20 protein-coding genes are annotated in these 25,793 nt (G+C 38.6%); 3 read left to right on the top strand and 17 right to left on the bottom strand.

Translation table 11 applies throughout. The annotated features are described in order from the left end of the window. Window positions 1–357 precede the first annotated feature (357 nt). The 17 genes from uvrC to fapR form a co-directional block, all read right to left on the bottom strand. The gene (gene uvrC, locus K357_RS0103595; protein WP_028257496.1) at window positions 358–2,199 is read right to left on the bottom strand and encodes an excinuclease ABC subunit UvrC; all 1,842 of its coding nucleotides are present in this window, start codon (window positions 2,197–2,199) and stop codon (window positions 358–360) included. Between the two features lie 134 nt (window positions 2,200–2,333). Beyond that, window positions 2,334–5,183, bottom strand: coding sequence for an excinuclease ABC subunit UvrA (gene uvrA, locus K357_RS0103590; protein ID WP_028257495.1), 2,850 nt, complete (start codon window positions 5,181–5,183; stop codon window positions 2,334–2,336). A gap of 108 nt (window positions 5,184–5,291) precedes the next feature. Beyond that, complete coding sequence (uvrB, locus tag K357_RS0103585; RefSeq protein WP_028257494.1) at window positions 5,292–7,466, bottom strand: excinuclease ABC subunit UvrB; 2,175 nt, start codon at window positions 7,464–7,466, stop codon at window positions 5,292–5,294. A 1-nt stretch (window position 7,467) separates the two neighbouring features. After that, window positions 7,468–7,863 (bottom strand): hypothetical protein, encoded by a 396-nt coding sequence (locus K357_RS0103580; protein ID WP_028257493.1) that lies wholly within the window; start codon window positions 7,861–7,863, stop codon window positions 7,468–7,470. Between the two features lie 5 nt (window positions 7,864–7,868). Continuing rightward, entirely contained in the window at window positions 7,869–8,786 is a 918-nt protein-coding gene (gene ftsY / locus K357_RS0103575) for a signal recognition particle-docking protein FtsY (RefSeq protein WP_028257492.1), read from the bottom strand. Continuing rightward, window positions 8,786–12,340 (bottom strand): chromosome segregation protein SMC, encoded by a 3,555-nt coding sequence (smc, locus tag K357_RS0103570; protein WP_028257491.1) that lies wholly within the window; start codon window positions 12,338–12,340, stop codon window positions 8,786–8,788. Before smc ends, ftsY begins: the two co-directional genes overlap by 1 nt. 55 nt (window positions 12,341–12,395) lie before the next feature. Next, window positions 12,396–13,529 (bottom strand): elongator complex protein 3, encoded by a 1,134-nt coding sequence (locus K357_RS0103565; protein ID WP_081658390.1) that lies wholly within the window; start codon window positions 13,527–13,529, stop codon window positions 12,396–12,398. A 210-nt stretch (window positions 13,530–13,739) separates the two neighbouring features. Then, a complete protein-coding gene (gene rnc, locus K357_RS0103560; protein ID WP_028257489.1) occupies window positions 13,740–14,456 on the bottom strand; it encodes a ribonuclease III in 717 nt (238 codons plus the stop codon). Between the two features lie 27 nt (window positions 14,457–14,483). Continuing rightward, the gene (fabF, locus tag K357_RS0103555) at window positions 14,484–15,728 is read right to left on the bottom strand and encodes a beta-ketoacyl-ACP synthase II (protein WP_028257488.1); all 1,245 of its coding nucleotides are present in this window, start codon (window positions 15,726–15,728) and stop codon (window positions 14,484–14,486) included. Window positions 15,729–15,764: 36 nt separating this feature from the next. After that, window positions 15,765–16,721, bottom strand: coding sequence for an NAD(P)H-dependent flavin oxidoreductase (locus K357_RS0103550; protein ID WP_028257487.1), 957 nt, complete (start codon window positions 16,719–16,721; stop codon window positions 15,765–15,767). Between the two features lie 75 nt (window positions 16,722–16,796). Then, the gene (locus K357_RS0103545) at window positions 16,797–17,027 is read right to left on the bottom strand and encodes an acyl carrier protein (RefSeq protein ID WP_004693441.1); all 231 of its coding nucleotides are present in this window, start codon (window positions 17,025–17,027) and stop codon (window positions 16,797–16,799) included. 46 nt (window positions 17,028–17,073) lie between these two features. Further along, window positions 17,074–17,817, bottom strand: a complete 744-nt coding sequence (fabG, locus tag K357_RS0103540; RefSeq protein ID WP_028257486.1) for a 3-oxoacyl-[acyl-carrier-protein] reductase — start codon at window positions 17,815–17,817, stop codon at window positions 17,074–17,076. 1 nt (window position 17,818) lies between these two features. After that, on the bottom strand, window positions 17,819–18,760 hold the full coding sequence (fabD, locus tag K357_RS0103535) for an ACP S-malonyltransferase (protein WP_028257485.1): 942 nt from the start codon (window positions 18,758–18,760) through the stop codon (window positions 17,819–17,821). Between the two features lie 21 nt (window positions 18,761–18,781). Continuing rightward, window positions 18,782–19,726: an enoyl-[acyl-carrier-protein] reductase FabK gene (gene fabK, locus K357_RS0103530; protein ID WP_028257484.1), complete on the bottom strand. Its 945-nt coding sequence runs from the start codon at window positions 19,724–19,726 to the stop codon at window positions 18,782–18,784. A 12-nt stretch (window positions 19,727–19,738) separates the two neighbouring features. Beyond that, a complete protein-coding gene (locus tag K357_RS0103525; protein WP_028257483.1) occupies window positions 19,739–20,734 on the bottom strand; it encodes a beta-ketoacyl-ACP synthase III in 996 nt (331 codons plus the stop codon). Continuing rightward, window positions 20,718–21,746, bottom strand: coding sequence for a phosphate acyltransferase PlsX (gene plsX, locus K357_RS0103520; RefSeq protein ID WP_028257482.1), 1,029 nt, complete (start codon window positions 21,744–21,746; stop codon window positions 20,718–20,720). The genes K357_RS0103525 and plsX overlap by 17 nt, the downstream gene beginning before the upstream one ends. Window positions 21,747–21,750: 4 nt before the next feature. After that, window positions 21,751–22,311: a transcription factor FapR gene (gene fapR, locus K357_RS0103515; RefSeq protein ID WP_028257481.1), complete on the bottom strand. Its 561-nt coding sequence runs from the start codon at window positions 22,309–22,311 to the stop codon at window positions 21,751–21,753. Window positions 22,312–22,730: 419 nt separating this feature from the next. Between fapR and K357_RS08705 the strand changes: the two genes are divergently transcribed. The 3 genes from K357_RS08705 to K357_RS0103500 are packed head-to-tail and all read left to right on the top strand — an operon-like array spanning window position 22,731 to window position 25,568. Next, on the top strand, window positions 22,731–23,717 hold the full coding sequence (locus K357_RS08705) for an ABC transporter substrate-binding protein (protein ID WP_051212053.1): 987 nt from the start codon (window positions 22,731–22,733) through the stop codon (window positions 23,715–23,717). Then, window positions 23,707–24,780: a FecCD family ABC transporter permease gene (locus K357_RS08700; protein ID WP_081658389.1), complete on the top strand. Its 1,074-nt coding sequence runs from the start codon at window positions 23,707–23,709 to the stop codon at window positions 24,778–24,780. The genes K357_RS08705 and K357_RS08700 overlap by 11 nt, the downstream gene beginning before the upstream one ends. Next, window positions 24,777–25,568, top strand: coding sequence for an ABC transporter ATP-binding protein (locus tag K357_RS0103500; protein WP_028257480.1), 792 nt, complete (start codon window positions 24,777–24,779; stop codon window positions 25,566–25,568). Before K357_RS08700 ends, K357_RS0103500 begins: the two co-directional genes overlap by 4 nt. The last annotated feature ends 225 nt before the right edge of the window (window positions 25,569–25,793 follow it).

Here is a 25,793-nt window from a genome sequence, read left to right as displayed (position 1 = left end):
CTAATTTGTATACTACGACTCATACACCGCTAGTATACTGAGATAGGTGATTTTTATGTCACTTATTGCCATTTTTCTAGTCAATGACCTAGTCGCCCTTTCATCCTCTATTAATGCCAGATATATAAAAGTTACATATTTTTATGAGACAAGATTACTCCGTTAGCGACACTTTCATTTCTCTATTAATCACAGATATATAAAAGACCACCGTATGATGCATATATAGTACTAATTGCATCATACGGTGGTCATGTAATATGTAACTTAGAGCTTGAAATGGATACATGATCATACTACGGTCATGCATCATATTACTATAATAGTAAGTATGTAAAACCTATCCGTCTATAGCCATCATATCTTAGCTTTTCTATCTAATACTTCTTGTTTATCCACTTTTGATAAACGAAAGAATTGATACACTTTTTCCGCACTAGCCTTATTCATTCCTTCTGCCTGTGCCAATTCTTCTACGCTAGCTTCTCGCATGGCTTGCAATGTAGGAAACGCCTTATGCAATCCTTTCCGACGTTTTGGTCCAATCCCCTCAATATGATCTAACACAGAGACTAAGTTTCTCTTACCGCGCAATTTTCTATGATAGGTGATAGCAAATCGATGTGCTTCATCTCGTATTTGTTGTAATAGCTGTAATTCAGGAGAATGGTGTGATAAGATGATACTTTCTGATTGCCCTTCCACAAAAACTTCTTCAATGCGCTTGGCCAGCGAAATAACTGGTACATCGGTAACGCCTACTTGGCGAATTAATGGTATGGATGCGTGTAATTGACCTTTACCGCCATCAATGATAATTAAATCTGGTTTGGGCCAATCCACCTCATTGCCATATCTGCGCTCCATAATTTCTGCCATCGACTTAAAATCATCTGGTTTGCCCTGTACCGTTTTCAGTTTAAATCGTCGATATTCTTTCTTCGCTGGTTTGCCCCCTTCAAATACTACCATAGAGGCCACCGTTTCAGCTCCCTGCGTATGAGAAATATCAAAACACTCCATCCGCTCTGGCAAACGCGGCAAATCCAGCACTTGTGCTAACCGTTTTACAGCGCCTTCCGTTTTATCAATCTGATGTTGCCACTGTCGCCTTCTTTCCTGTAAAAATGACTGCGCATTCGCCGTTGCCATTTGCAATACATCTTTTTTATAGCCTCGTTGCGGTACTGATACTTCTACTTGTTGCCCTTTTCTATGAGAAAACCATTCACTCAATAACGCTTGTTCAGAACTCATCATAGGTAATAATAATTCTTTCGGAATAAATGTAGACGCCCCGTAATATTGTTTAATGAATTCTGTCATAATCACTTCTTCACTATCGCCATTCGTATGAGTAAAATAATTTTGTCTACCCAATACGCGTCCAGCCCGTATAAAAAATAACTGTACGCATACTAAATGATCATCAGAAGCGATTCCTAGCACATCCATATCACCGCGTTGTGTAACCATTCTTTGCTTCTCTTGTATTTTTTGAATGCTTTGCCACTGATTTCTATATACAGCGGCTGTTTCAAAATCTAATTCTTCTGCAGCCTGTTCCATCTTTTTTCGTATATCATCTACTAAAGAAATTGATTTTCCTTCAAAGAGTTGTATGATTTGATCAATATAGGTTCTATACGTATCAGCCGTAACATACTTTGCACAGGGAGCCTTACAATATCCCATATGGTACTGCAAACAAGGTCTATCTACTTGCATCGATTTACAGGTGCGAATGGGAAATGTTTGATGAATGATTTTTAATGTTTGATGTACGGCGGTAACATCTGTAAAGGGGCCAAAATATTTAGCCCCATCCCGCTTCATCTGCCGTGTCATAAACACACGAGGAAATTCTTCCTCTACCGTGACTTTTATATACGGATAGGTCTTATCGTCTCGCAGCATAATATTATATTTAGGCTGATGTTCTTTAATTAAGGTACATTCTAAAATTAATGCTTCCATCTCTGTTTTTGTTTGTATAATTTCCACATCCACAGCATGCTTCATCATAGCTGCCACTTTAGGAGAGCGATTACTATCTTGCCGAATATAGGAACGCACACGATTGCGTATATTAATCGCTTTTCCCACATAAATAATGCGTTTATATGCATCATGCCATAAATACACTCCCGGCGTTGTCGGTAAATGACGTACCTTTTCTAATAATTCATTCGTTATCATCGCTTCCCTCCTTTCATGAAAGCTACGGCTACTGTCTAATAGCAGGTATGCCTATCGATTGATGCAAGGCAACATGCCCTATAGATAGTACTAGATTGTAATCCACCATCGTAAAATAATACATAGATAATTATCTACTCGTTAGCATTTTCTTTCATATACGCCTTAGTTCGTTCTAATACAGGGCCTAAAAATCTCCCTGTATAACTTTCTTTTACCATAGCAATTTCTTCTGGTGTACCAGTGGCCACAATTTTGCCACCACGGCTTCCCCCCTCTGGCCCTAAGTCAATAATATGATCTGCTGTTTTAATCACATCCAGGTTATGCTCAATAACAATGACTGTATCCCCTGCATCAACTAATTGTTGCAATACATATAAAAGCTTTCTAATATCTTCTGCATGAAGCCCCGTCGTTGGCTCATCTAAAATATATACGGTCTTTCCTGTACTACGGCGTGCTAATTCTGTAGCCAATTTAACACGTTGTGCTTCGCCTCCCGACAAAGTAGTGGCTGGTTGTCCTAATCGAATATAACCTAACCCTACCTCTTGTAAGGTCACTAATTTACGATAAATTTTAGGAATTGAGGCAAAAAACTCTACTGCATCATCTACGGTCATATCTAACACATCGGCAATGGACTTGCCTTTATACGTCACTTCTAAGGTTTCTCTATTATAACGAGCCCCTTTGCAGACTTCACAAGGTACATACACATCTGGTAAAAAATGCATTTCAATCTTTATAATGCCATCGCCTCGACAAGCTTCACAACGACCACCTTTTACATTAAAACTAAATCGTCCTTGCTTATAGCCACGCATTTTAGCTTCTGGCGTTTGACTATATAATTCGCGAATGGCATCAAAAACACCCGTATACGTAGCAGGGTTTGATCGTGGTGTACGCCCAATAGGACTTTGGTCAATATTAATCACTTTATCTACATAGTCTATTCCTCTAATGTCTTTATAGGATCCTACAGGATGATATGTTCTATGTAAACGATTTGATAAGGCTTTATATAATATATCGTTAACCAACGTCGATTTACCTGACCCACTAACGCCCGTAACAACAGTCAACACGCCTATAGGAAATTTAACCGTCATATTCTGTAAGTTATTCTCTTTAGCTCCACGAATTTCAATACATTCCTTGCCAACTTTTCGCCTAGTTTCTGGTAATGCAATATACCGATGACCACATAAATATTGACCTGTAATAGAATTCTTACAGTTCATCACTTCTGTTACCGTACCTGCTGCTACTACTTGTCCACCATGTTCTCCTGCATCTGGCCCAATGTCCACTAAATAATCTGCTGCACGCATAGTATCTTCATCATGCTCAACAACTAATACAGTATTACCTAAATCACGCAGACCTTGTAAAGTAGCAATTAAGCGATCATTATCACGTTGATGTAGCCCGATAGAAGGTTCATCCAAGATATATAATACTCCCACTAGTCCAGACCCAATCTGTGTAGCCAACCGAATGCGTTGTGCCTCACCACCAGACAAAGTACCTGCACTACGGCTAAGTGTTAAATAATCTAATCCCACATTATTTAAAAAGCCTAACCGTGCTTTAATTTCTTTTAAAATCTGTTCTCCAATCACTAATTCGCGATCGGTTAATACTAATTGATCAAAAAAAGCGACCGCTTCTTGAATGGTAAAATTCGTTACTTCTTCAATCGTCTTATGCCCTACTAAAATGGATAGTGCTTCTGATTTCAATCGCGCTCCATGACAAGTAGTACAAGGTTTCACAGACATAAATTTTTCAAATTCTTCACGAAGAGAATCACTTGTAGCCTCACTGTGACGACGTTTTATCATCGGCAAAATACCTTCGTACTCTGTATGAAAGCTCTTTACTTCACCACGCATATTTTCATAGTCAAACGTAACTTTTTCTGTAGATCCATGCATAACTTGTTTCTGCAATGATTTTGAAAGGTCTTGAAATGAATTATCTAAGCTATACCCATGTTGTACTAACAAGCCTTCTAATTGACGCATAAACCAAGCATTAGGATTGGCACTTAACGCAACTACCGCCCCATCTCTAAATGGTATTGTCTTATCTGGTATGACGCGCTGTTCATCAACTTCCATAGTACTTCCCAATCCAGCGCAAGCAGGACAAGCACCAAAAGGACTATTGAAGGAAAACATGCGTGGTTCAATCTTAGGCATCGAAATATGACAATCGGGACATGCAAAATGTTGACTATACATATGCTGCAATCCATCTACCTCTTGCACTAATACGAGTCCATCGCCCCATTGTGCAGCGGTTTCCATCGAGTCGGCTAAGCGAGTTTCAATACCTGGTTTCACCACAAGACGGTCAATGACTACTTCTATATCATGTTTTTTATTTTTATCTAATTGAATATCCTCATCCAAAGGAAATACGGTACCATCAATACAAACACGGGCAAAGCCCTCTTTACGCATACGCTCCAATAAGGCTTTATGCTCTCCTTTTTTGCCACGAATCAAGGGTGCCTCTACCATAATTTTTGTCCGTTCTGGTAAACTCATTACATCATCTGTCATTTGTTGTATCGTCTGCGATGTGATTGGCTTACCACAACTTGGACAGTGGGCATGTCCAATACGCGCAAATAATAATCGTAAATAATCATAAATTTCTGTCACAGTACCCACAGTAGATCGCGGATTACGACTCGTCGTTTTTTGATCAATCGAAATAGCTGGAGATAAGCCTTCAATATAATCCACATCTGGTTTATCCATTTGTCCTAAAAATTGTCGTGCATAAGCCGATAAGGACTCCACATATCGCCGTTGACCTTCTGCATAAATCGTGTCGAATGCTAACGATGACTTACCCGATCCAGACAAGCCAGTCAATACAATCAACGCATTGCGAGGTAATGAAATATCTATGTTCTTTAAATTATGTTGTCTTGCTCCTTTTATAATTAATTCGTCTCTCATGACTGATATAATGATGTATACATACATCATGTCCTTTCTCTACTAATCTTTACATCGTTATATACCTAGTAACCTACATAGGGATAACTATATTCCTATAGGGATATACTACTCTTTCTTAGGTGACTTTCTACGCTTAGAAGGTTTATGAATCCGACTATCCTTGGCTTCATGCATATGGGCCCACTGTTGGCGTAATACACTCAACTGATCGCGCAACATAGCCGCCTGTTCAAATTCTAACCTCTTCGCCGCATTGCGCATATCCTGATTGACTTTTTCAATTTGATTATACAAATCCTCTGGTGATATATCTGGCAGTGCTACTCTATCAGATGCTTCATATGGCTCAGCATCCACTTGATCCGTATGTACCGTAGATGTGTCATGTGATTGTGCCTTCTGTTTTATTGGTTGTCCCAGTTTCGATGTACCATCTGCATAGGTTGCCTCTTCATCAAATTTAGTCAGTTCAATTAAATCTTTAACATCCTTACGAATGGAAGTAGGCACAATGCCATGTTCTTCATTATACGCCTCTTGTATATGACGGCGGCGTTCTGTTTCTGTCATCGCCCGTTTCATCGACCCCGTAACACGATCTGCATACATAATCACTCGTCCATGCTCATTACGAGCAGCGCGTCCAATCGTTTGAATCATAGCTGTATCGGACCGTAAAAAACCTTCCTTATCTGCATCTAAAATCACCACGAGAGCCACTTCCGGCATATCAAGTCCTTCTCGCAATAAATTAATGCCTACTAGCACATCAAATACGCCTGCTCGCAAATCGCGAATGATATCAGCCCGTTCAATCGTGGCAATATCTGAATGAAGATAGCGAACACGAATATCCATTTCTTTTAAATAATCTGTTAAGTCTTCCGCCATTTTTTTAGTCAACGTAGTAATGAGAACCCGTTCATCACGTGTAACAGAGGCTTTAATTTCTCCTAGCAAATCATCCATTTGTCCTTGTATCGGCCTAATCTCAATAGATGGATCCAATAATCCTGTAGGCCTAATAATTTGTTCCGCCACATTTGTTTCTACTTCCATTTCATAAGGTCCAGGCGTAGCCGATACATAGATAATTTGATTGATTCGCTGAACAAATTCATCAAATGTGAGAGGTCTATTATCGAGTGCCGAGGGCAATCTAAATCCATATTCAATGAGCGATTCTTTTCTAGCTCGATCCCCATTATACATAGCACGTATTTGAGGAACCGTTACATGCGATTCATCAACGATAATCAAAAAATCATCGGGGAAATAGTCAATTAATGTATACGGTGCATCACCAGCCTGTCGATTTGACATATGGCGTGAATAATTTTCAATGCCCGAGCAATAGCCCATTTCTTGCATCATTTCTATATCATAGCGTGTTCTCTGTTCTAATCGTTGTGCTTCTAATAGGCGATCGGCTTTTTTTAACATGGCAAGTTGTGCATCTAATTCATCTTCAATTCTTTGAATCGCCGTATGTAGCTTATCTTTCGTTGTTACATAATGCGATGCAGGATAGATAGCAATGTGCTTTCGTTCTGTAATGATGGCTCCTGTAAGTGCATCAATTTCTAAGAGCCGATCAATTTCATCACCAAACAGCTCTACACGCACGACTCGTTCACTATAGGCGGCGGGAAAAATCTCAATCGTATCCCCTTTTACACGGAACGTACCGCGCGTAAAATTGATATCATTGCGTGTATATTGAATATCTACTAGCTTATGTAAGATTTCCTCTCTACTTTTTTCTTGCCCCAACCGCAATGACAACACTAATTCGCTATAATCCTCTGGATTTCCTAACCCGTAAATGCAACTAACCGATGCGACAATAATCACATCCTGTCGTTCAAATAAGCTCATAGTAGCACTATGGCGTAATTTATCAATTTCATCATTAATAGAAGCATCTTTTTCAATATATGTATCACTAGATGGGATATACGCTTCTGGTTGATAAAAGTCATAATAGGAAACGAAATATTCTACTGCATTATTGGGAAAGAAGCTTTTAAATTCACTGCATAGTTGAGCTGCTAATGTTTTATTATGCGCGATGATTAACGTAGGTTTTTGCACTGCTTCAATCACCTTTGCCATAGTATAGGTTTTACCCGTACCTGTAGCACCTAATAACACTTGCGCCCAATCGCCACGATTGATGCCATTCACCAATGAATCAATCGCCGCTGGCTGATCGCCCATGGGTTCAAAGGGTGCTACTACTTTAAAAGGATTGATTTTTTCTATATCTTGTTGATTCATACTATCCGTCTTTATGTATATTTCTAATATACGCCAATTGTTCTTCTACCGTTGATGATGTTTGACTTTCATATTGTTGTCGTGTATCGTCACCATCAAACACTTCTAAGAGGATGGCAATGGAAACTCGATCGAGTTTCTTGTGTATTTCTTCTTCAATTTGCTCGATTGAGTGCCACTGTTTATCAGTATATCTGGCAAGGCGTTCACTAATCTCATGCCAATTACACAACAATAAGCGCGTCATCGGTCTATATAGGTTCACATCAAAATATTCAATGATGGCCACGATACGCTGAATGTTTTCATCAGTAATATGCCACTTATGATGTGTATTTTCTCGGCTCACATAGTCTAACAAAAAGGTGTGATTGATGGTATGTGTAGGTTGACTCATAGTAGTTACACCTTATCAAATAATGCATTTGTAAAATCTTTTGCATTGAAAGGATGTAAATCATCCATACCTTCACCTACGCCAATCCATCGAACGGGTACGCCTAATTCTTCTTTAATAGAAATCACAACACCGCCTTTCGCAGTGCCATCAAGTTTCGTAACTACGATGCCGTTCACAGGGACCGCTTGCCCGAACAATTTAGCTTGGCTTACCGCATTTTGACCCGTTGTACCGTCCAATACTAATAACGTCTGATGAGGAGCTCCTTCTACATGATGGCTGGCAACACGACCAATTTTTTTAAGTTCTTCCATCAAATTAACTTTTGTATGCAATCGGCCAGCCGTATCTACAATCACGATGTCCGCATTACGAGCTAGGGCCGATTCCATCGCATCATAGACAACGGCAGCTGGATCTGCCCCCTCTTTATGTTTAATAACAGGAACACCTACTCGTTCTCCCCATACACATAATTGTTCCGCTGCGGCCGCACGAAATGTATCCGCTGCAGCAATAACAACTTTTTTCCCTTGTTTTGTATAGTAATGTGCTAGCTTAGCAATGGTAGTCGTTTTACCTACCCCATTAACGCCTACTACCAAAATAACTTCTGGATGATGTAGAGGTAATTCTTCTTCTTGACTATCTAATATTTCCGAAATGCGTGCTTCCATAAATGGCATAACATCACGAGTATCATTAATAATACCTTCTGTAACGCCACGGCGAATTTCTTTCATTAAATATTCCGTTGTCTTAACTCCTAGATCACCTGTCAACATAACAGATTCTAAGTCATCTAAAAATTCATCGTCAATTTGTGCGTATCCAATAATCACATGTTCTACATTACTCACAAACTGTTTCCGTGTTTTTTCTAATCCTTCTTTTATACTATTCAAAAATCCAAATGCCATTATGTTAAATCCTCCTTAACATCTTCAAAGGCCACTGTTAACAATCGTGATATACCTTGTTCTACCATAGTAACACCTTGTAAGACTTCGGCTGCTTCCATCGTTGTTTTACGATGAGAAACAACGATAAATTGTGTGGCCTGATCCAACTGCCGCAAATACTGACTAAATCGTTCCACATTAGCTTCATCAAGTGCCGCATCCACTTCGTCCAATACGCAAAATGGAGCTGGCCGATAGAAAAGAAATGAGAATAATAAGGCAATCACCGTTAATGCCCGTTCTCCACCAGAAAGTAATGTCAATTGTTGCCGTTTTTTCCCTGGTGGCTGAATGTAAAAATCAATGCCGCTGGTCAAAATATTATCTGGATCCGTTTGTACAATTTGTGCTGTACCACCATTGAAAAGTTGACTAAACACACGTTGAAATTGCTCACCTACTACATGTAACACGTCCACTAGTTGCGTACTCATAGCCGTATCCATTTCAACAATAACATCTTCTAACTGATGTTTAGCTGTATCAAGATCATCCAACTGGGTTTGTAAAAAGTGATGTCTTTCCTTAGCTTCTTCAAATTCTTCTATGGCCGCTGGATTAATAGGTCCTAATTCTGTAATACGAGCCAATAAATCAGCTTGACTTGCTTTCCATTCACTAACCGATCCACTCATCATAATCGCTTGTGCCTCTTCTAAGGTAAACCCTAATTCATCCAGCGATGCAACCGATCGTTCACAATCTAGCTTATAGCGCGTTAAGCGGCTTTCCATGTCTAATAATTGTTGTTGCACGCGCTTATATCGTTTATCTAACGTCTGCTGCTTTTCTATCATCTCTTCCATAGAGGCTTGTCTATTGGTAGCCATAGTATAGGCATCTTGGCGTCCTATTGCCAATCGTTTCGTTTCAGAAGCTACTTGTTCTAATTGTTTTTGTAATTCTTCCATCTGTTGTGGCAATACCTCTATCATACGATGTTCTAAGGATGAGACTTCGTTAGCTAAGGGTGCCATGCGCTCTGCTAAAGAAACAAGAGTTTCTTCCTTTTGTTGCATTTCCTTCTCGCGGTCATGTATCGTTTTTTCTAACGTTTCACAAGATATACGCATCGTTGTAAATGATTCATAGGCTGATTGCTGTATAGCTTGTAATTCCTCTACCTTAGCCATCATCTGTTGCGACATGTCTTGCTCCCGATTAGAAGAGAGTATATCATCTATTTCACCTTGACAATGATCGACGGTTTCTTGCAATTGTTTGATTGTCTTAGTATATACTTCACATTTCTCTCTGTGTGCTTCTAAGGTTTCTTTGTTTCTCTTTCTCTGTTGCGTCAACGTATCGATCTTTGTTTCACCCGATGTATATACTAAATGCAACTGTTGAAGTCTATCATCTATCTCTTTGCGGTCTTGTTGCAATGCCTCCTGTTCCCTTTCAGAAGCAGCTAGCGTTTCTACTAATTGTGCTTGCTGTTCTTGTAGGGATGTCATCGTTTGTTCTAAGTGACGCATTTCTTCTTTACGAGCCACCACGGATCCTTTTCTTTTTTTACTAGTACCGCCTGTTAAAGAACCACCGGGAGAAAATTGTTCCCCCGTTAAGGTGACAATTCGCAATTGTTGATGATACTTTTTTTGAATCTCAATCGCTCGTGTCATAGAATCTACCACGAGAATGCGTCCCAATAAATAGGTAAAAATGCCTCTGTATGCTTCATCAAAGTGAATACAATCAACGGCTAACCCTTTAACACCTTCTTCTTGTAACGCTTCTGTATGTATCACACGACCGTGCACCGTTTCCATAGGAAGCAATGTAATGCGTCCACCTTGTGTATCTTTTAGGTAGCGTACACAATCCGCCGCCACTGATGAGGAGGTAGTAACAATATGATTTATACTACCGCCTAATGCTATTTCAATCGCCATAGCATAGGTTTCTTGCACCGTAAACAACTCGCCTACAGCACCTTTAACCTGATTTCTCCACGGCGCCGTTGCTTTTAAAATATTTTTAGTGCCTTCTACATAGCCTTCATGTTGTTCTTCCCATTGTGTCAATAATTCTAAACGACCTTCTGTTTTCTGTAGCGTTCGCCGTATCGTTTGCAATTGTTGATTCATATCTTTCATCCGGCTAGTCAGTGCTTTATCTCGTTCTATATAGCTGATTCTATTGGCTTTACTCGATTCATATTGTTCTGTAATCTGTTCATGTTCCGCTCTCGCCTTAGCCAACTTAATTTCTAAATCTTTCGTTTCAGCTATTATATTTTTTTCTAATTCTTTACTTTCTTCGATACGAGTTACAAGCGATTTCATATCAGATTTATTCGTTTCCATAGCCGCCACAAGTTCAATGTGTTGTTGATGACGAGAATCTGATGTTTCTTGATATTGTCGTAGATTTTCTTGTGCTTCTTGCAAGGTAATAGACGCTTCTCGATACTTATTTTCTAGCATTACCGTCTCATTTTGCTGTCTTTCTAAGGTCTGTCGTTCATCGGTCAACATATGTTGTAAAATGAGAATTTGCTGTACTTCTGCTTTTCTTGTAGCTTCTAATTCACTAATACGATGCTCACAATTCGTCTTATCTCGTTCTGCCGTTTTACATTGTTCCTCTAGTAACTTACGTTCTCCCGCTAAGCGTGCTTCTTCTCGTTGCTGAGAGGCAAACGATGCTTCCCATTCTTTCAGTTGTTCCTGCCCCCGACTCATCTCACTTTGTAAGTCTTGTCGATCCGCATCTAGCCGCGTTTTTTCTGCTTCTAATTCATTTATTTCTGCAATATATGATAAATTATCATTTTCAAACCGTGTGTATAAACGATCTGCGGTCTTGTAATTATGAAATGCGAGTGCTCCATCAATCAATCGTTTTTCGCGGCTCCAAGCCATGTATTGTCTTGTCTTGTCTGCCTTTTCACGTAATGGATCCAATTGTTCTTCTAAGGTAATCAGAATATCTTGTATCCGTTCCATATTCCGTTCAGTCCCATGAATCCGTCGCAATGCATCTTCTTTATTAAGTTTAAATCTAGATATGCCAGCTACATCTTCAAAAATAAGTCGTCTTTCTTCTGGTTTACTATTTAAAATAGCATCAATCCGATTCTGACCAATAATCGCCATGGAATCTTTTCCCAAACCAGTATCTGCCAACAATAGGTGAATATCTTTTAGTCGACAAGCGCGTTTATTAATAAAAAATTCACTTTCTCCTGTACGATAAATACGCCTACACAGAGCGACTTCTGCCAGTTCTTCACCCAATTGTCCATCTGTATTATCAAATACCAGTGTTACTTCCGCTGCACCTAGGGAACGCCGTCGTTCAGTACCAGAAAAAATAATATCTTCCGCTTTTTGCCCGCGTAAATTTCTAATATTTGATTCTCCTAATACCCAGCGTATGGCATCGGTAATATTACTTTTACCGCTACCATTAGGACCTACAATGGCAGTCATGCCTGGTGAAAATGTGACTACAGTTTTATCAGCAAAGGATTTAAACCCTTTCATCTCTAACCGCAGAAGTTGCATACCCTACCATTCCTCCAAATCAATCTTATTATAACGAATACTTTCTATCCTTTAATTATAGCATAAAACGATGCAATATATAGGTACTCCCATCAATCGTACAGGTAATCATACGATCCAAGTGACACACATCTGTTTCTCGCCACACCCATTGTACGGTTGGATATTTGGCTTGTAATTCTATCATATTCTTCCGTCCTACACCACGAACTTGCGATGTCAATCGACTAGGATACCCGATAGTAATAGTACGTGGTCTATCATTATATACCTCCATATACTGGTCTATACATTGTAACAGTCTCTCTTTCCATTGCTGATTAATCACTAATTCACCCATGGCTGGTTCATAGGGTCCTGCTACTAAATGAGTTCCTGCATCCAAGTCTTCCGTGCTTTGTAATCCTGTTCTAATTACTCGAATGTGATGCATTTCAAACCAAGACTTTAAAAAAGCACTATAGGCCACTGCTTCTTTTATAGATAGTGGTGTATAGGATCCTGCTCTATACATATCTGCCAATTCTGTATGTTCAATGACTAACACGGGATATATTCTCACAAAATCTGGTTGTAATGCGGAAATGGCAACGGCTGTACGAATGAGCGTAGTCCACGTTTCTCCAGGTAGTCCTGGTAATAATTGCAATCCTACTTGAAATCCTCGTTGCCGTAGGCGTTGTACTGCCTCTTTTACTTGTTCACTCGTATGCCCACGTTTTGACCGTACTAATATCTCATCATCCATCGACTGTACACCTAATTCAACAGTCCTCAATCCATGCATATATAAAAAATCAAGTTCTTCATCATCTACTGCATCAGGACGGGTAGAGCAACGAATTGCATCAATCAAGCCTTCTTTCCAAGCAGCGTATGCAGGTGTTAACAATTCTTTTTGTATCGACCGCGGAATGGCAGAAAAACTCCCTCCGAAAAAGGCCACTTCCCAATGCGTATCCGTCTTTATTGATGTGACATATTCTTCTATCACTTGTGCGATCATAGACGCCTTAACTGGCATAGATTGTCCTGTAATATGAGGCTGATTGCAAAACACACAAATGTGTGGACATCCAATATGAGGAATAAAAAACGGAATAATTTTATGCTTATTTTTCTTATTTCTTACACTATTCTTTTCTACTATAGGTTGACTCCTATCAAAGTCCTTTACTATATCTTTCATTATCGACTACTACTTTCATAATTCATCTATCCCCTATCTATACACTGATCCCTATATCGCTACACGCCATATAGAGCATCTAGCCTAATAGAGGCCTACAATAAAAAATGAGGTAACATGATACGTATGCCACCTCATATATTTTCTCTATACTATTGTACTTATTCTATGAAATATCCATAATATACATGCAAATTGTATGATTTACTACTATATGGTTGAGTTTTTTATATGCTCTAATGCTTCTTGTGCTGCATGTTGCTCAGCTTCTTTTTTATTTTTACCAGATCCACTGCCGTAAGAAATGCCATCAATGCACACTTCCATTAGAAATACTTTATCATGATCCGGTCCTGATTCTCCAACTAGGGAATACTGAATATGTTTCTCCCCATCTTGTTGTACAAATTCTTGCAATAATGTTTTGAAATCTTTTCCTAAATTGCCTAATATGGCTTGTTTAATATATCCTTGCAAATGACTCAAAACAAACTCGGTAGCTACTTTATAGGATGTGTGTAAATATAAGGCCCCAACTACAGATTCAAAGGTATCTGCTAATATAGAGGCCCGTTGTCTGCCACCAGACGTAGCTTCCCCTTTTCCTAACAACAAATACTTGCCAAAGCCTAGAGCACCACTACAAGACGCTAGTGATGACTCACAAACAATAGCCGCTTTTGTTTTTGTTAGTTCACCCTCAGTCATTTGAGGATATGTTTTAAACAAGTATTCTCCAATAATTAAATCAAGTACCGCATCTCCTAAGAATTCAAGCCGTTCATTATGTTGAACTGACCGTTCCTTATGTTCATTCGCATAAGACGTATGAGTAAACGCTCGATCTAATAAACCAACATCTGTAACAGGAAGATGTAAACGCACTACAAGCTCATGAAGAGCAGCTTCACGAGCTCGAGCTATCATCGCCTTATGGTTTCTCCGGGCCTTCAATTAGTCCTCATAGCGACGTACACAAAGTGTCGCATTATGACCACCAAATCCGAAAGAATTTGAAAGAGCACAGGTTACTTCTAAATCACGAGCACCTTCTGTTACATAATCTAAGTCTAATTCAGGATCTGGATTTTCTAAATTGATAGTAGGATGTACTTTGCCTGTTTCAATTGCCATAGCAACTACTACAGTTTCAATTGCGCCAGCAGCACCTAGTAAATGACCAGTCATAGATTTAGTAGAGTTAACCGCGATATGGTACGCATGGTCACCAAATAAATCTTTAATAGCTAATGTTTCATTCTTATCATTCAAACCAGTAGATGTGCCGTGTGCGTTAATATAGTTAACATCTTCAAGTGCTATCCCCGCATCTTTGATGGCCATAGCCATACATTTTTTAGCTTGCACTCCGCCTGGTGCTGGTGCTGTAATGTGGTACGCATCTGCATTGCTACCATAGCCAACCACTTCCGCATAAATATGAGCGCCTCGTGCTTTTGCATGTTCTAATTCTTCAAGAACTACGATACCAGCACCTTCCCCCATAACAAATCCATCACGATCTGCCGAGAATGGACGAGATGCTTTTTCTGGTTCATCATTGCGTGTTGACATGGCTTTCATAGAAGCAAAGCCAGCTACAGCGCCTTCTTCCACAGCTGCTTCTGTACCACCAGCTATCATAATATCTGCATCACCATAGGCAATGACACGGAATGCATCACCAATCGAGTTAGTACCTGATGCACAAGCAGTTACATCGGTAATACATGGACCGTTTAATCCTAAGCGAATGGATACACGACCAGAAACCATGTTGGCAATCATCATCGGTACTGCAAATGGACTAACACGACTTGGTCCTTTATCAAATAATGTTTTATATACTTCATGAATGGAGTTAATACCGCCAATACCAGTACCAACAACAGTACCACAACGATCGCGGTCTTCTCTCTCTAAATCAAGTCCTGCATCTTCAACAGCCATAACCGCAGCGCCAACAGCTAATGCTGTACAACGGTCCATTCGACGAGCTTCTTTTTTATCAATACCATAGTCAGTGACATCAAAATCTTTAACTTCCCCTGCAATTTGTGTTGCAAAATTTGTCGAATCAAATCGAGTAATGCGCCCAATGCCAGATTTACCAGCTAATAGGGCATTATAAAATGCTTCTTTACCATTACCTACAGGTGTAATTGCACCTAAACCAGTAATTACAACGCGTTTTTTCACTTCTTCCACCTCTTAATTAGGAATTATTGCTATATATTAATCAATTTCAGCAACTTCTTTTAATAATTTTGCAAAAATATCTTTCACTGATAATATTTTCTCTACTTTACGCATATTATTACCAGAAAATACTAGACCCGTTTCAACATCACCTTGTTGTGCACGAGATAAAGCACGAATAATACAAAATTTATGTGAACAATGTTTTAAACAGTTATCGCACACTGTAGGTGGCGGTACTGTACCATCTAAAACAGATTGAGCAAATTTATTGTTAATGGCTTGTCCAGGTAATCCCACAGGACTCTGAATTAACACTATATCTTCTGGTTCTGTAGCACGTACATACATCTTTTTTAATTCATCCGATGCATTACATTCTTCACTAGCAGCAAAACGACTACCCATTTGTACACCGTTTGCTCCCAATTTCATCATTTCTACAATGTCTTTACCTTCTAGTACGCCACCAGCACCAATAACTGGAATTTTTTTCACTGCTGCCACTACTTCTGGCACAATATCTCTTGAGGAGCGGTCAGTACCTAAATGACCACCCGCTTCGCTGCCCTCTACAATCACTGCAGAAGCACCCAATCCTTCAGAAATTCTTGCCAATTTAGCAGAGGAAACAATTGGCACAATTGGTGTACCAGATTCTCTACCCATTGCAAACATATCTCTGGAGAAGCCTGCACCAGCTACTACCAAATCAATGCCTTCTTCGATGGCGGTTTTAACGAGCCCTGCAAATTGAGTGGCTGCTACCATCGCATTTATACCAATAATCCCCGTAGGTGATAATTTTCTAGCTAATTGTATTTCATATCGTAATTCATCAAACGGCATACCAGATGCCGCAATAAGGCCAATACCGCCTTCATTAGCAACAGCTGCTGCCAAGCGAGCTGTAGATAATCTAATCGCCATACCGCCTTGAATAATAGGCACTTTCGCAATTAAATTACCAATGCGAAGTTCAGGGAGCTTCACTATCAATTCCTCCTGTTAACTAAACCTTTTGGGAGGCCGAAACCTCCCATCCAGTATATGAGTAAGCTACTAAGCTTATTTAGCAGAATCAATGTATTCTACTGTATCTTTAACGGTTTTAATTTTTTCAGCAACATCATCAGGGATTTCAACGTTGAATTCTTCTTCAAATGCCATAATTAATTCAACGATATCCAAGGAGTCAGCGCCTAAATCATCGATAAATGTAGAATCTATTGTAACTTCAGCTTCATCAACGCCTAATTGTTCCACAACGATCGCTTTAACTTTATCAAAAGTGTTCATTGGTGGTTCACCTCCTTTCAAATAGGAATGTATCTATATGATGGAATTACATAACCATGCCACCATCAACATTAATCACTTGTCCAGTTACATAGCCTGCTAAGTCACTGGCAAGGAATATGACTACATTAGCCACTTCATCGGCTTCAGCCATGCGTTTTAATGGAATTTCATGAATCATAGCTTCACGTACTTTATCAGATAATACGTCTGTCATATCAGTATGAATAAAACCCGGTGCAATAGCGTTTACACGAATACCACGTGACGCCATTTCTTTCGCACAGGCTTTTGTAAATCCAATAACGCCTGCTTTAGAAGCAGCATAATTAGTCTGCCCCGCATTACCCATGACGCCAACTACTGATGTCATATTGACAATCGAACCGGAGCGTTGTTTCATCATGATCTTAGAAACTGCTTTAGTAACTAAATAAACACCTTTCAAATTAATATCGATAACATCGTCAAAATCTTCATCTTTCATACGCATAAGCAAGCCGTCACGAGTAATTCCTGCATTGTTTACGAGTATATCAATATGGCCAAACTCTGTATGACCCATTTCAACCATAGCTGCTACTTCTTCAGGATTCGCCACATTAGCCTTAATCATAAGTGCCTTGCGTCCTAGTGCTGTAATCGCATCCACTGTTTCTTGAGCAGCTTCTACATTCCCACTATAGTTGACAATCACATCGGCTCCATTTCTAGCCATACCAATGGCTACGGCACGACCTATACCACGAGATGCTCCTGTAACAAGAGCTACTTTACCTTCTAAATGCATTTTATCGAACCCCTTCTAAAAATTCAAGAGTTTTATCTAATGATGCAATATCTTCCACATTGGATAGTTGCATAGCTTTATTAATTTTCTTAGTGAAACCAGTTAACACCTTGCCTGGTCCTACTTCTACGAACACTTCCACACCATAGTTAACCATCTGCATTACACAATCTTCCCACAATACAGGATGTGCAGCTTGCACTACCAAAGACTTCTTAATATCAGCGCCTTTTGTCAAAATAGAGGCTGTCACATTAGCCACAACAGGTATCTGTGCATCATGTATTGTAATTGTATTTAATTCTTCTTCTAAACGAAGTGCTGCTGGTTCCATTAATCGACTATGGAATGGTGCACTGACTGGTAGAATAACGGCGCGTTTAGCACCGGCAGCTTTCATTTTTTCTGCTGCTATTTCTACAGCTTTCGTTGCGCCCGCAATAACAATTTGACCAGGGCAATTAAAGTTAACTGCTTGTACCGATCCTACTGTTGCATCAACTTCAGCACATATAGCAATAACTTTTTCCCGAGGCAATGCTAAAATTGCAGCCATGGAACCTTCTCCTAATGGTACCGCTTCCTGCATATATTGACCACGTTTATGAACTAAATATACGGCATCTTTAAAATCTAGTACGCCTGCTGCTACTAGGGCACTATATTCGCCCAAGCTATGTCCCCCGACAATATCAGGTGTATAGCCTTTCTCTTTTAACACTTCATAACAGGCTACACTCGCTGTTAAAATAGCTGGTTGTGTATTAGCAGTCTTCACAAGTTCTGTGTCCGGTCCTTCAAAGCATAGCTTTGTAATAGAATAACCTAATGCTTCATCAGCTTCTTCAAATCGTTGTTTTACAATCGGATACGCATTATATAAGTCCTGCATCATACCAACTTTTTGGGATCCCTGTCCTGGAAACACAAATGCTGTTTTCATAATATAACTCCTTTATAGCGATTATCGTATTAATGATTGTGCCTTAGAAAGAACCATTTCTGTTTCTCTCATAATATCTTGAATAATTGCCTTACATGGTTTAATATCTTGCAACATGCCAGAAATTTGACCAATCATCACAGAACCATCTTTAACATTGCCATCAATAGCCGCTGCGCGAAGTGTGCCTGTTCCCAAATTTTCTAATGCTTCTTTAGGCGCACCACTGAATTCTAAGCTTTGATATTGATGTGCTAAGGCATTTTGTAAAATACGTACAGGATGACCTGTTGTTAATCCGGTAACAATGGTAGAACGATCTTTTGCTTTCAACACGGCTTCTTTATAGTTACTATGAGCAATACATTCTTCTGAAAGTACAAAACGCGTTCCCATTTGTACAGCTTGAGCACCAATTGTCAAAGCTGCTGCCATACCTCGTCCATCAGCAATACCGCCAGCTGCTATAACAGGTACATTCACTGCATCTAATACTTGTGGTAACAAACACATAGTGGTAATTTCTCCTACGTGTCCGCCCGATTCAGTACCTTCTGCAATAACTGCATCAATACCACCACGCAACAAACGCTTTGCTAATAGAGGCGATGCCACAACAGGTATAACTTTACTACCAATATCTTTTAAAGCTGGTACATAGGTACTCGGATTGCCTGCACCAGTAGTTACTACTGGAACTCGTTCATCCAATACAACTTGCATAACTTCCTTTACAAAAGGGGACATCAACATGATGTTACAACCAAATGGTTTGCTCGTACGTTCTTTTAATTTATGGATTTCATTACGAAACACGTCAGGAGGCATATGACCGGCACCGATAATGCCAAGACCACCTGCTTCAGAGACAGCTGCTGCTAATTCCGCTGTGCCAATCCAAGCCATACCGCCTTGCAATATAGGATATTCTATTTGTAATAAATCACAAATATCAGTTTTAATCATTATTGTTCCTCCTTAACACCATTTCATAACTAAACTAGCCCATGTTAATCCAGCACCAAAGCCAGCTAATGCCACATTATCACCTGTTTTTATTAATCCACTCCGTACCGCTTCGTCAAGAGCAATCCCCACCGATGCGCCAGATGTATTTCCATACTTAGGCAAATTTACAAATACCTTATCTGCTGGTAATTTTAGTTTGTGCGCAGCAGAGTCGATAATTCGTTTATTCGCTTGATGTGGAATAAAATAATCAAGTTCTTCCAATGCCATCCCTGCTTTATCTAACGACGTCAACACTGTTTTTCCCATTGTTTTAACGGCAAATTTATAAACTTCAGGGCCTTCCATATGAATAAACGTTAAGCCTTCCTCAATTCGTTGATCATTAGGCATCAGTTTAGTACCACTTGAAGGGATGCATAAAGCCATACCACCAGCGCCATCAGAACCAAAATCGACGCCTTTAATTCCATAGCCTTCATCAACAGCAGATACCACCGCAGCACCAGCGCCATCACCAAAGAGAACGCATGTACTTCGATCTTTCCAATTCACTACACGCGATAGAATTTCGGCACCAATGATCAATACATTTTTACAAACGCCTGTATTGATATAACTAGCAGCTGTAATCAATCCATATACAAAGCCAGAACATGCTGCATGTAAATCATAGGCAGCCGCTTTTGTAGCTCCTAAATTAGCCTGTACTAAACAAGCACAAGAAGGAATCGACATGTCACTCGTCAGTGTAGCTACAATAATCATATCTAAATCGTCCGCTGTCATATGGGCACGTTCTAACGCACGCTTTGCAGCCTCTGTAGCCATATCCGATGTATTCATTCCTTCAGGAGCAATACGTCGTTCTTTAATGCCTGTACGTGTACGAATCCATTCATCCGTCGTATCTACCATTTTTTCTAAATCAAAATTTGTCACTACATTATCAGGCACAAAATGGCCCGTTCCTATAATGCCAATTGATTTACTCAGCATACTCATTATCATTTGCTCCTTCTTTACCGATACGATCAGCGATATGCTCAATAATTTTACGTTTTACTAAATCATTACCAATCGTTATAGCCGTTTTAATTTCTTTCGCTTTCGAACTACCATGAGAGATTAGGAAAACGCCATTAACGCCTAACAAAGGAGCTCCGCCATTTTCTGTATAATCTAATCGTTTCGCTAGTTTTTTTAAAGCCGGCTTAACCATCAATGCGCCCAATTTAGCAAAAATACCACCAGACATAATAGCATCTTTAATCAATTCCACACATTGCGTAATTAAGCCTTCTGCAAATTTAAGGACTACATTTCCCACAAAGCCATCGCATACAACTACATCAACAGTGCCTTTTGGAATGTCCCGTCCTTCCACATTGCCATAGAAATTAATACTCTTCATATTTTCTAACACAGGATAGGTACTTAACACCACATCATTGCCTTTAGTAGATTCTTCTCCTATATTTAATAGTCCTACAGTGGGATTATCTTTACCAAGCAATAATTTAGCATATTCGGTACCCATAATAGCCCCTTGAATTAAATGTTTAGGTTTGCTATTCGCATTAGCACCAGAATCTAACATAACGGTAATGCCCTTCCTCGTAGGAATCGGTGTAGCAATTGTAGGTCTATCAATGCCTTTAATGCGTCCTAATCCAAACAGTGCTGCTGCTACAGCAGCTCCAGTACTTCCAGGTGCCACCACCGCATCACACACTTTATTTTTAACCAACGATGTAGCCACTACTATTGAAGAATCTTTTTTCTTACGCAATGCGACTCCAGGATGCTCGTCCATTTCTATAACTTCGCTAGCATGATGTACTGACAATCTGCTATTATTTCGTTCGCCTTCTGCTTCTAAGATTTCGAAAATCTGTTTTTCATTCCCCACGAGGACCACATGAATATCATCCTGTTCACTCACTGCTGCAATAGCACCTCGTACGGTTTCTAAGGGTGCAAAATCTCCACCCATTGCATCTACTGCTATTTTCATATTCTTACACCTTAATTTCTACGGACTCCATAATAAATTTAGCTCTAAAGACTTCTTTCACTCGATTTTTAATGGTAACCCATATAAAGTATTTAGTACCTCGTCGCCGAACCACTTCTGCTTTAGCTACTAAATTACAATTTGCTTTCACAAGCGTTTTTTGCTTAATATTACCTACGCCTGCTACAGCAGATGGCACTCCCATTACCACTTTAGCCAACGAATTAGCCTGAGCAAACAAGTATTGAGGATCAATATAGCCTGATTGATCTAGCATACTGTCTGTTGTTCTTAATATGGATAATCCTTGTTCGCCTTCTATCAAGTCTACAAGATCACCAACCACTTCTGCATGGTTAGCCAACGTTGAACCGACGGTATGTTCCTGAGCCATAGCTTTAATCCGCTCACGCAATTCGGGAATCCCTAATTCCAATCGGTCCAAACGAATTGTTGGCACACTGACGTTAAATGTATTTGCTAACTCTTCATCTGTAACAAAAGGCACTGTATTTAGTTTTTCAATTAACAGCTGTTGTCGCTCTTGTTTTTTTAACCGACTCATGAGACCACCTTTTATGACCTAGTAATAATACTTCCTACTTACTATAACAAAATTTTGAGAATAAGGCAAGTCACAAGAATTGTACTATAATAAATTTTTTATATCTCTAAATTAATAAAAGAATATAATACGTATCAACAAGTTTTTATTTAAGCCTATCAAAAAATTGGACTTATATATAGTCTACCTCAATCTATATGTAAATTAATTTAACTTTTCTTTTCACTTACTAGATACTATTTTACTTTTATAATTTTTAATATTTTCTATATATTTCAGTAAGATATACATTGATCATGCCCTATTAATAATCAATATAACAAAATCTAGACATATTCCTCATATTAAAATATAATTATCTGTAAATGATAAAATTTATCATTATTTAATTCTATTTCCAATACTCACAGGAGCCTATTATGAATCAGCAAATGCTTTGTTTAGCTATCCTCACTTTTTTTTTAGGCCTTTGTTCTCTATATTATCAAAATATAAGTCATTCTAATTCTCAGAGCAAAACAAATGCAACTACAATTACGACTATTTCGGACAACTATAATGGATCCATTACAGTTAATATTCCTACTAAACGTATAGTGGCTATTTCTTCATCAGATAGTGAATTATTGCTTGCTTTAGGTATCGAACCTGTAGGACTAGTTAACTCTAAAGAATTACCTAATTCTGTGCAAAAAGAAATTAATAAGCGAAATGTCATGAATACGGCTATAACTCCCAATATAGAAAAAATTATCCAATCAGATCCAGATTTATTACTAGGAGTTAACCTTCCATTTCAAACAGCAGCAAAACCCATTTTTCAAGCCAACAATATTCCTACTATCTTCCATGTGTCTAATAGTTTAAATGACAGTTTTAATCATATTCTCACCGTAGGATACATAACGGGATATACGGAAAAAGCACAATCATTAGTTACGCATTATCAGAAAGTTTTAAAGAATATTCAGAGTAAACACAAAGATACACCAAAGAAAAAAATAATAATTGTTTTTGGTAGTCCTACTAGTTATCAATTAGCAACATCTAATACATATATAGGTGATTTATTTAAGCAAATTGGTGCCGAAAATGTGGCTGATCAATTTATACTCAATAAAAATAAACCCTCCCAATCCAACGATATCATGTCTGGATTCATTCCTTTAAACTTAGAAACGATGGCATTATTAGATTGTGATGAAGTGTATCTAGTTGTTTACGGGAACTCTAAACAGGAAATTGACAACTTTAAAAATGCATTTCGCACTCCTGCGTGGAATAATATTCCAGCAGTTCAAAAAGGAAATTTCAAAGTACTCCCAAGCAACTTATTTACATTTGTTACAACCGCAAGAATGGATGAAGTAATGTGGGCAGCAGAAAAGGTATTGTATGAAAAATAATAATATATATGACACTAAAAGATCTAAGAAAAAACAATCTTATAAAAAGAGGGCTACTTGCTATGTTGACTATGGCCTTAGCACAAAGAAAACTTCTGTACTTATGTTTCCTATATTAATTTTTCTTTTTATGCTAGGCTTAATTTTAAGTATAAAATTAGGTGCTATTTCTATTTCATGGACCGATCTATATAACATAATAATATATGGAGATTCTCCAAAAACTGCACAGGTTCTCTATAATATACGACTACCTCGCATCATTATCGGATTTTTAACAGGCATGAATTTAGCATTAGCAGGATGTATTTTACAAGGTATTTTAAGAAACCCACTTGCTGATCCAGGAATCATTGGAATTACTTCGGGCGCTGGTTTAGCTGCTATGGTTATTATGATTCTATTTCCTTCTTTTGTATCCTTAGTCCCCATAGGTGCTTTTTTAGGTGCTATACTAGCAGCTTTTTTAGTATATGGTATTTCTTGGCAAGGTGGTTTAAATCCATTACGCTTAATTTTAGCTGGTGTTGCAGTCGCCACATTTTTAGGGGGATTTAATACAATTCTAGCTGTATTTTTCCCGGATCGTATTCAGGGTACTGTTAGTTGGATGGCTGGTGGTTTTGTAGGCCGAAGTTGGAATGATATTTGGCTAATCTTACCCTATACTATTATTGGTATTATTGCTTCTATGTTCTCTATTCAATCATTAACGCTACTAAATCTTGGTGACGAAGTATCAAAAACATTAGGGTTACATGTGGAGCGTGCTAGGCTCATATTGCTCATATTAGCAGGACTGTTATCCGCCTCTGCAGTCAGTGTGGCTGGAATGCTAGGATTTGTTGGGTTAATTGTCCCACATGTAACGAGATTACTAGTTGGTTCAGACTATCGTTATCTTTTACCCACCACTACAATATTAGGCGGTGTATTAATTATTTTTGCTGATACTTTTGCAAGATTAATCATGCCTCCTGCAGAAATTCCAGTTGGCATATTAATGAGTTTTCTAGGGGCCCCCTTTTTCTTATATTTACTAAAAGGAGTAGGAAAACGATGAGTACAAAACTAGAAATTAACGAACTAATTGCTACCTACAACAAAAAAGTAGTACTCCAGAATTTAACACTAACATTTACTAAGCCAGAAATCGTTTCAATTATTGGTCCTAACGGTTCAGGAAAATCCACTCTTTTAAAATCAATGGCACGGTTACTAAAACCTCACAGTGGTACTGTCTTACTGGACGAAAGAGACATTTATCGAGAATCTTCTAAACAAGTAGCAAGAAAAATTGCATTGCTACCACAAATAACACTAGCACCTGAAGATATGACAGTAGAGCAATTAGTAACCATGGGACGCAATCCATATAAACCCTTTTTCAAAAATATAAATGATGCAGATATAGAGATTATCTATAATGCCATGCGTGCAACAGATGTATTTCAGTATCGCCACACTCCTCTATACTCATTATCTGGTGGCGAACGACAAAGAGTATGGCTAGCCCTAAGTTTAGCTCAAGAACCTCAGATACTGTTACTAGATGAACCTACTACATATTTAGATGGATATCATCAACTAGCACTAATGAAACTAATCGAATCAACCTATAAAAAGAGAAACATTTCCATTATCATGGTCTTACACGACTTAAACTTAGCATGTAAATATAGTCATCGCATTATTGCTATCAAGGATGGCACAATCGTTGGAGATGGTCCTCCCTCCACACTCATAACAGAAGATGCCATTGCCAAGTGGTTTGGGTTGCGAGTAGATATTCTATGGCGACAGCAAAAAGATATATCCTATCCAGTTTGTATTCCTTATGAAATTATATAAATTGCCTATCCAAATCAGGTATTTACAAACTATAAAAAAATCTTCTTATAATATAATCTATCTCGAAAGTATACCATAAGGTGACAACTATATAATAAGCATTACTATCAACTATACTAATAAGTATTTAACAAAACAAGATTAAAGTATGTAGTATATATAGAAAATTGCAATATTGTAAGTATTCACTATCACAGTTCCAATCTATGTTTATAAGTATAGACA

The sequence above is a fragment of the Veillonella montpellierensis DSM 17217 genome (genome assembly GCF_000426745.1).
Classification (GTDB): Bacteria; Bacillota; Negativicutes; order Veillonellales; family Veillonellaceae; genus Veillonella; species Veillonella montpellierensis.
The sequence above is the reverse complement of the archived record's forward strand: the minus strand, read 5'-3'. Positions and strand labels throughout refer to the sequence as shown.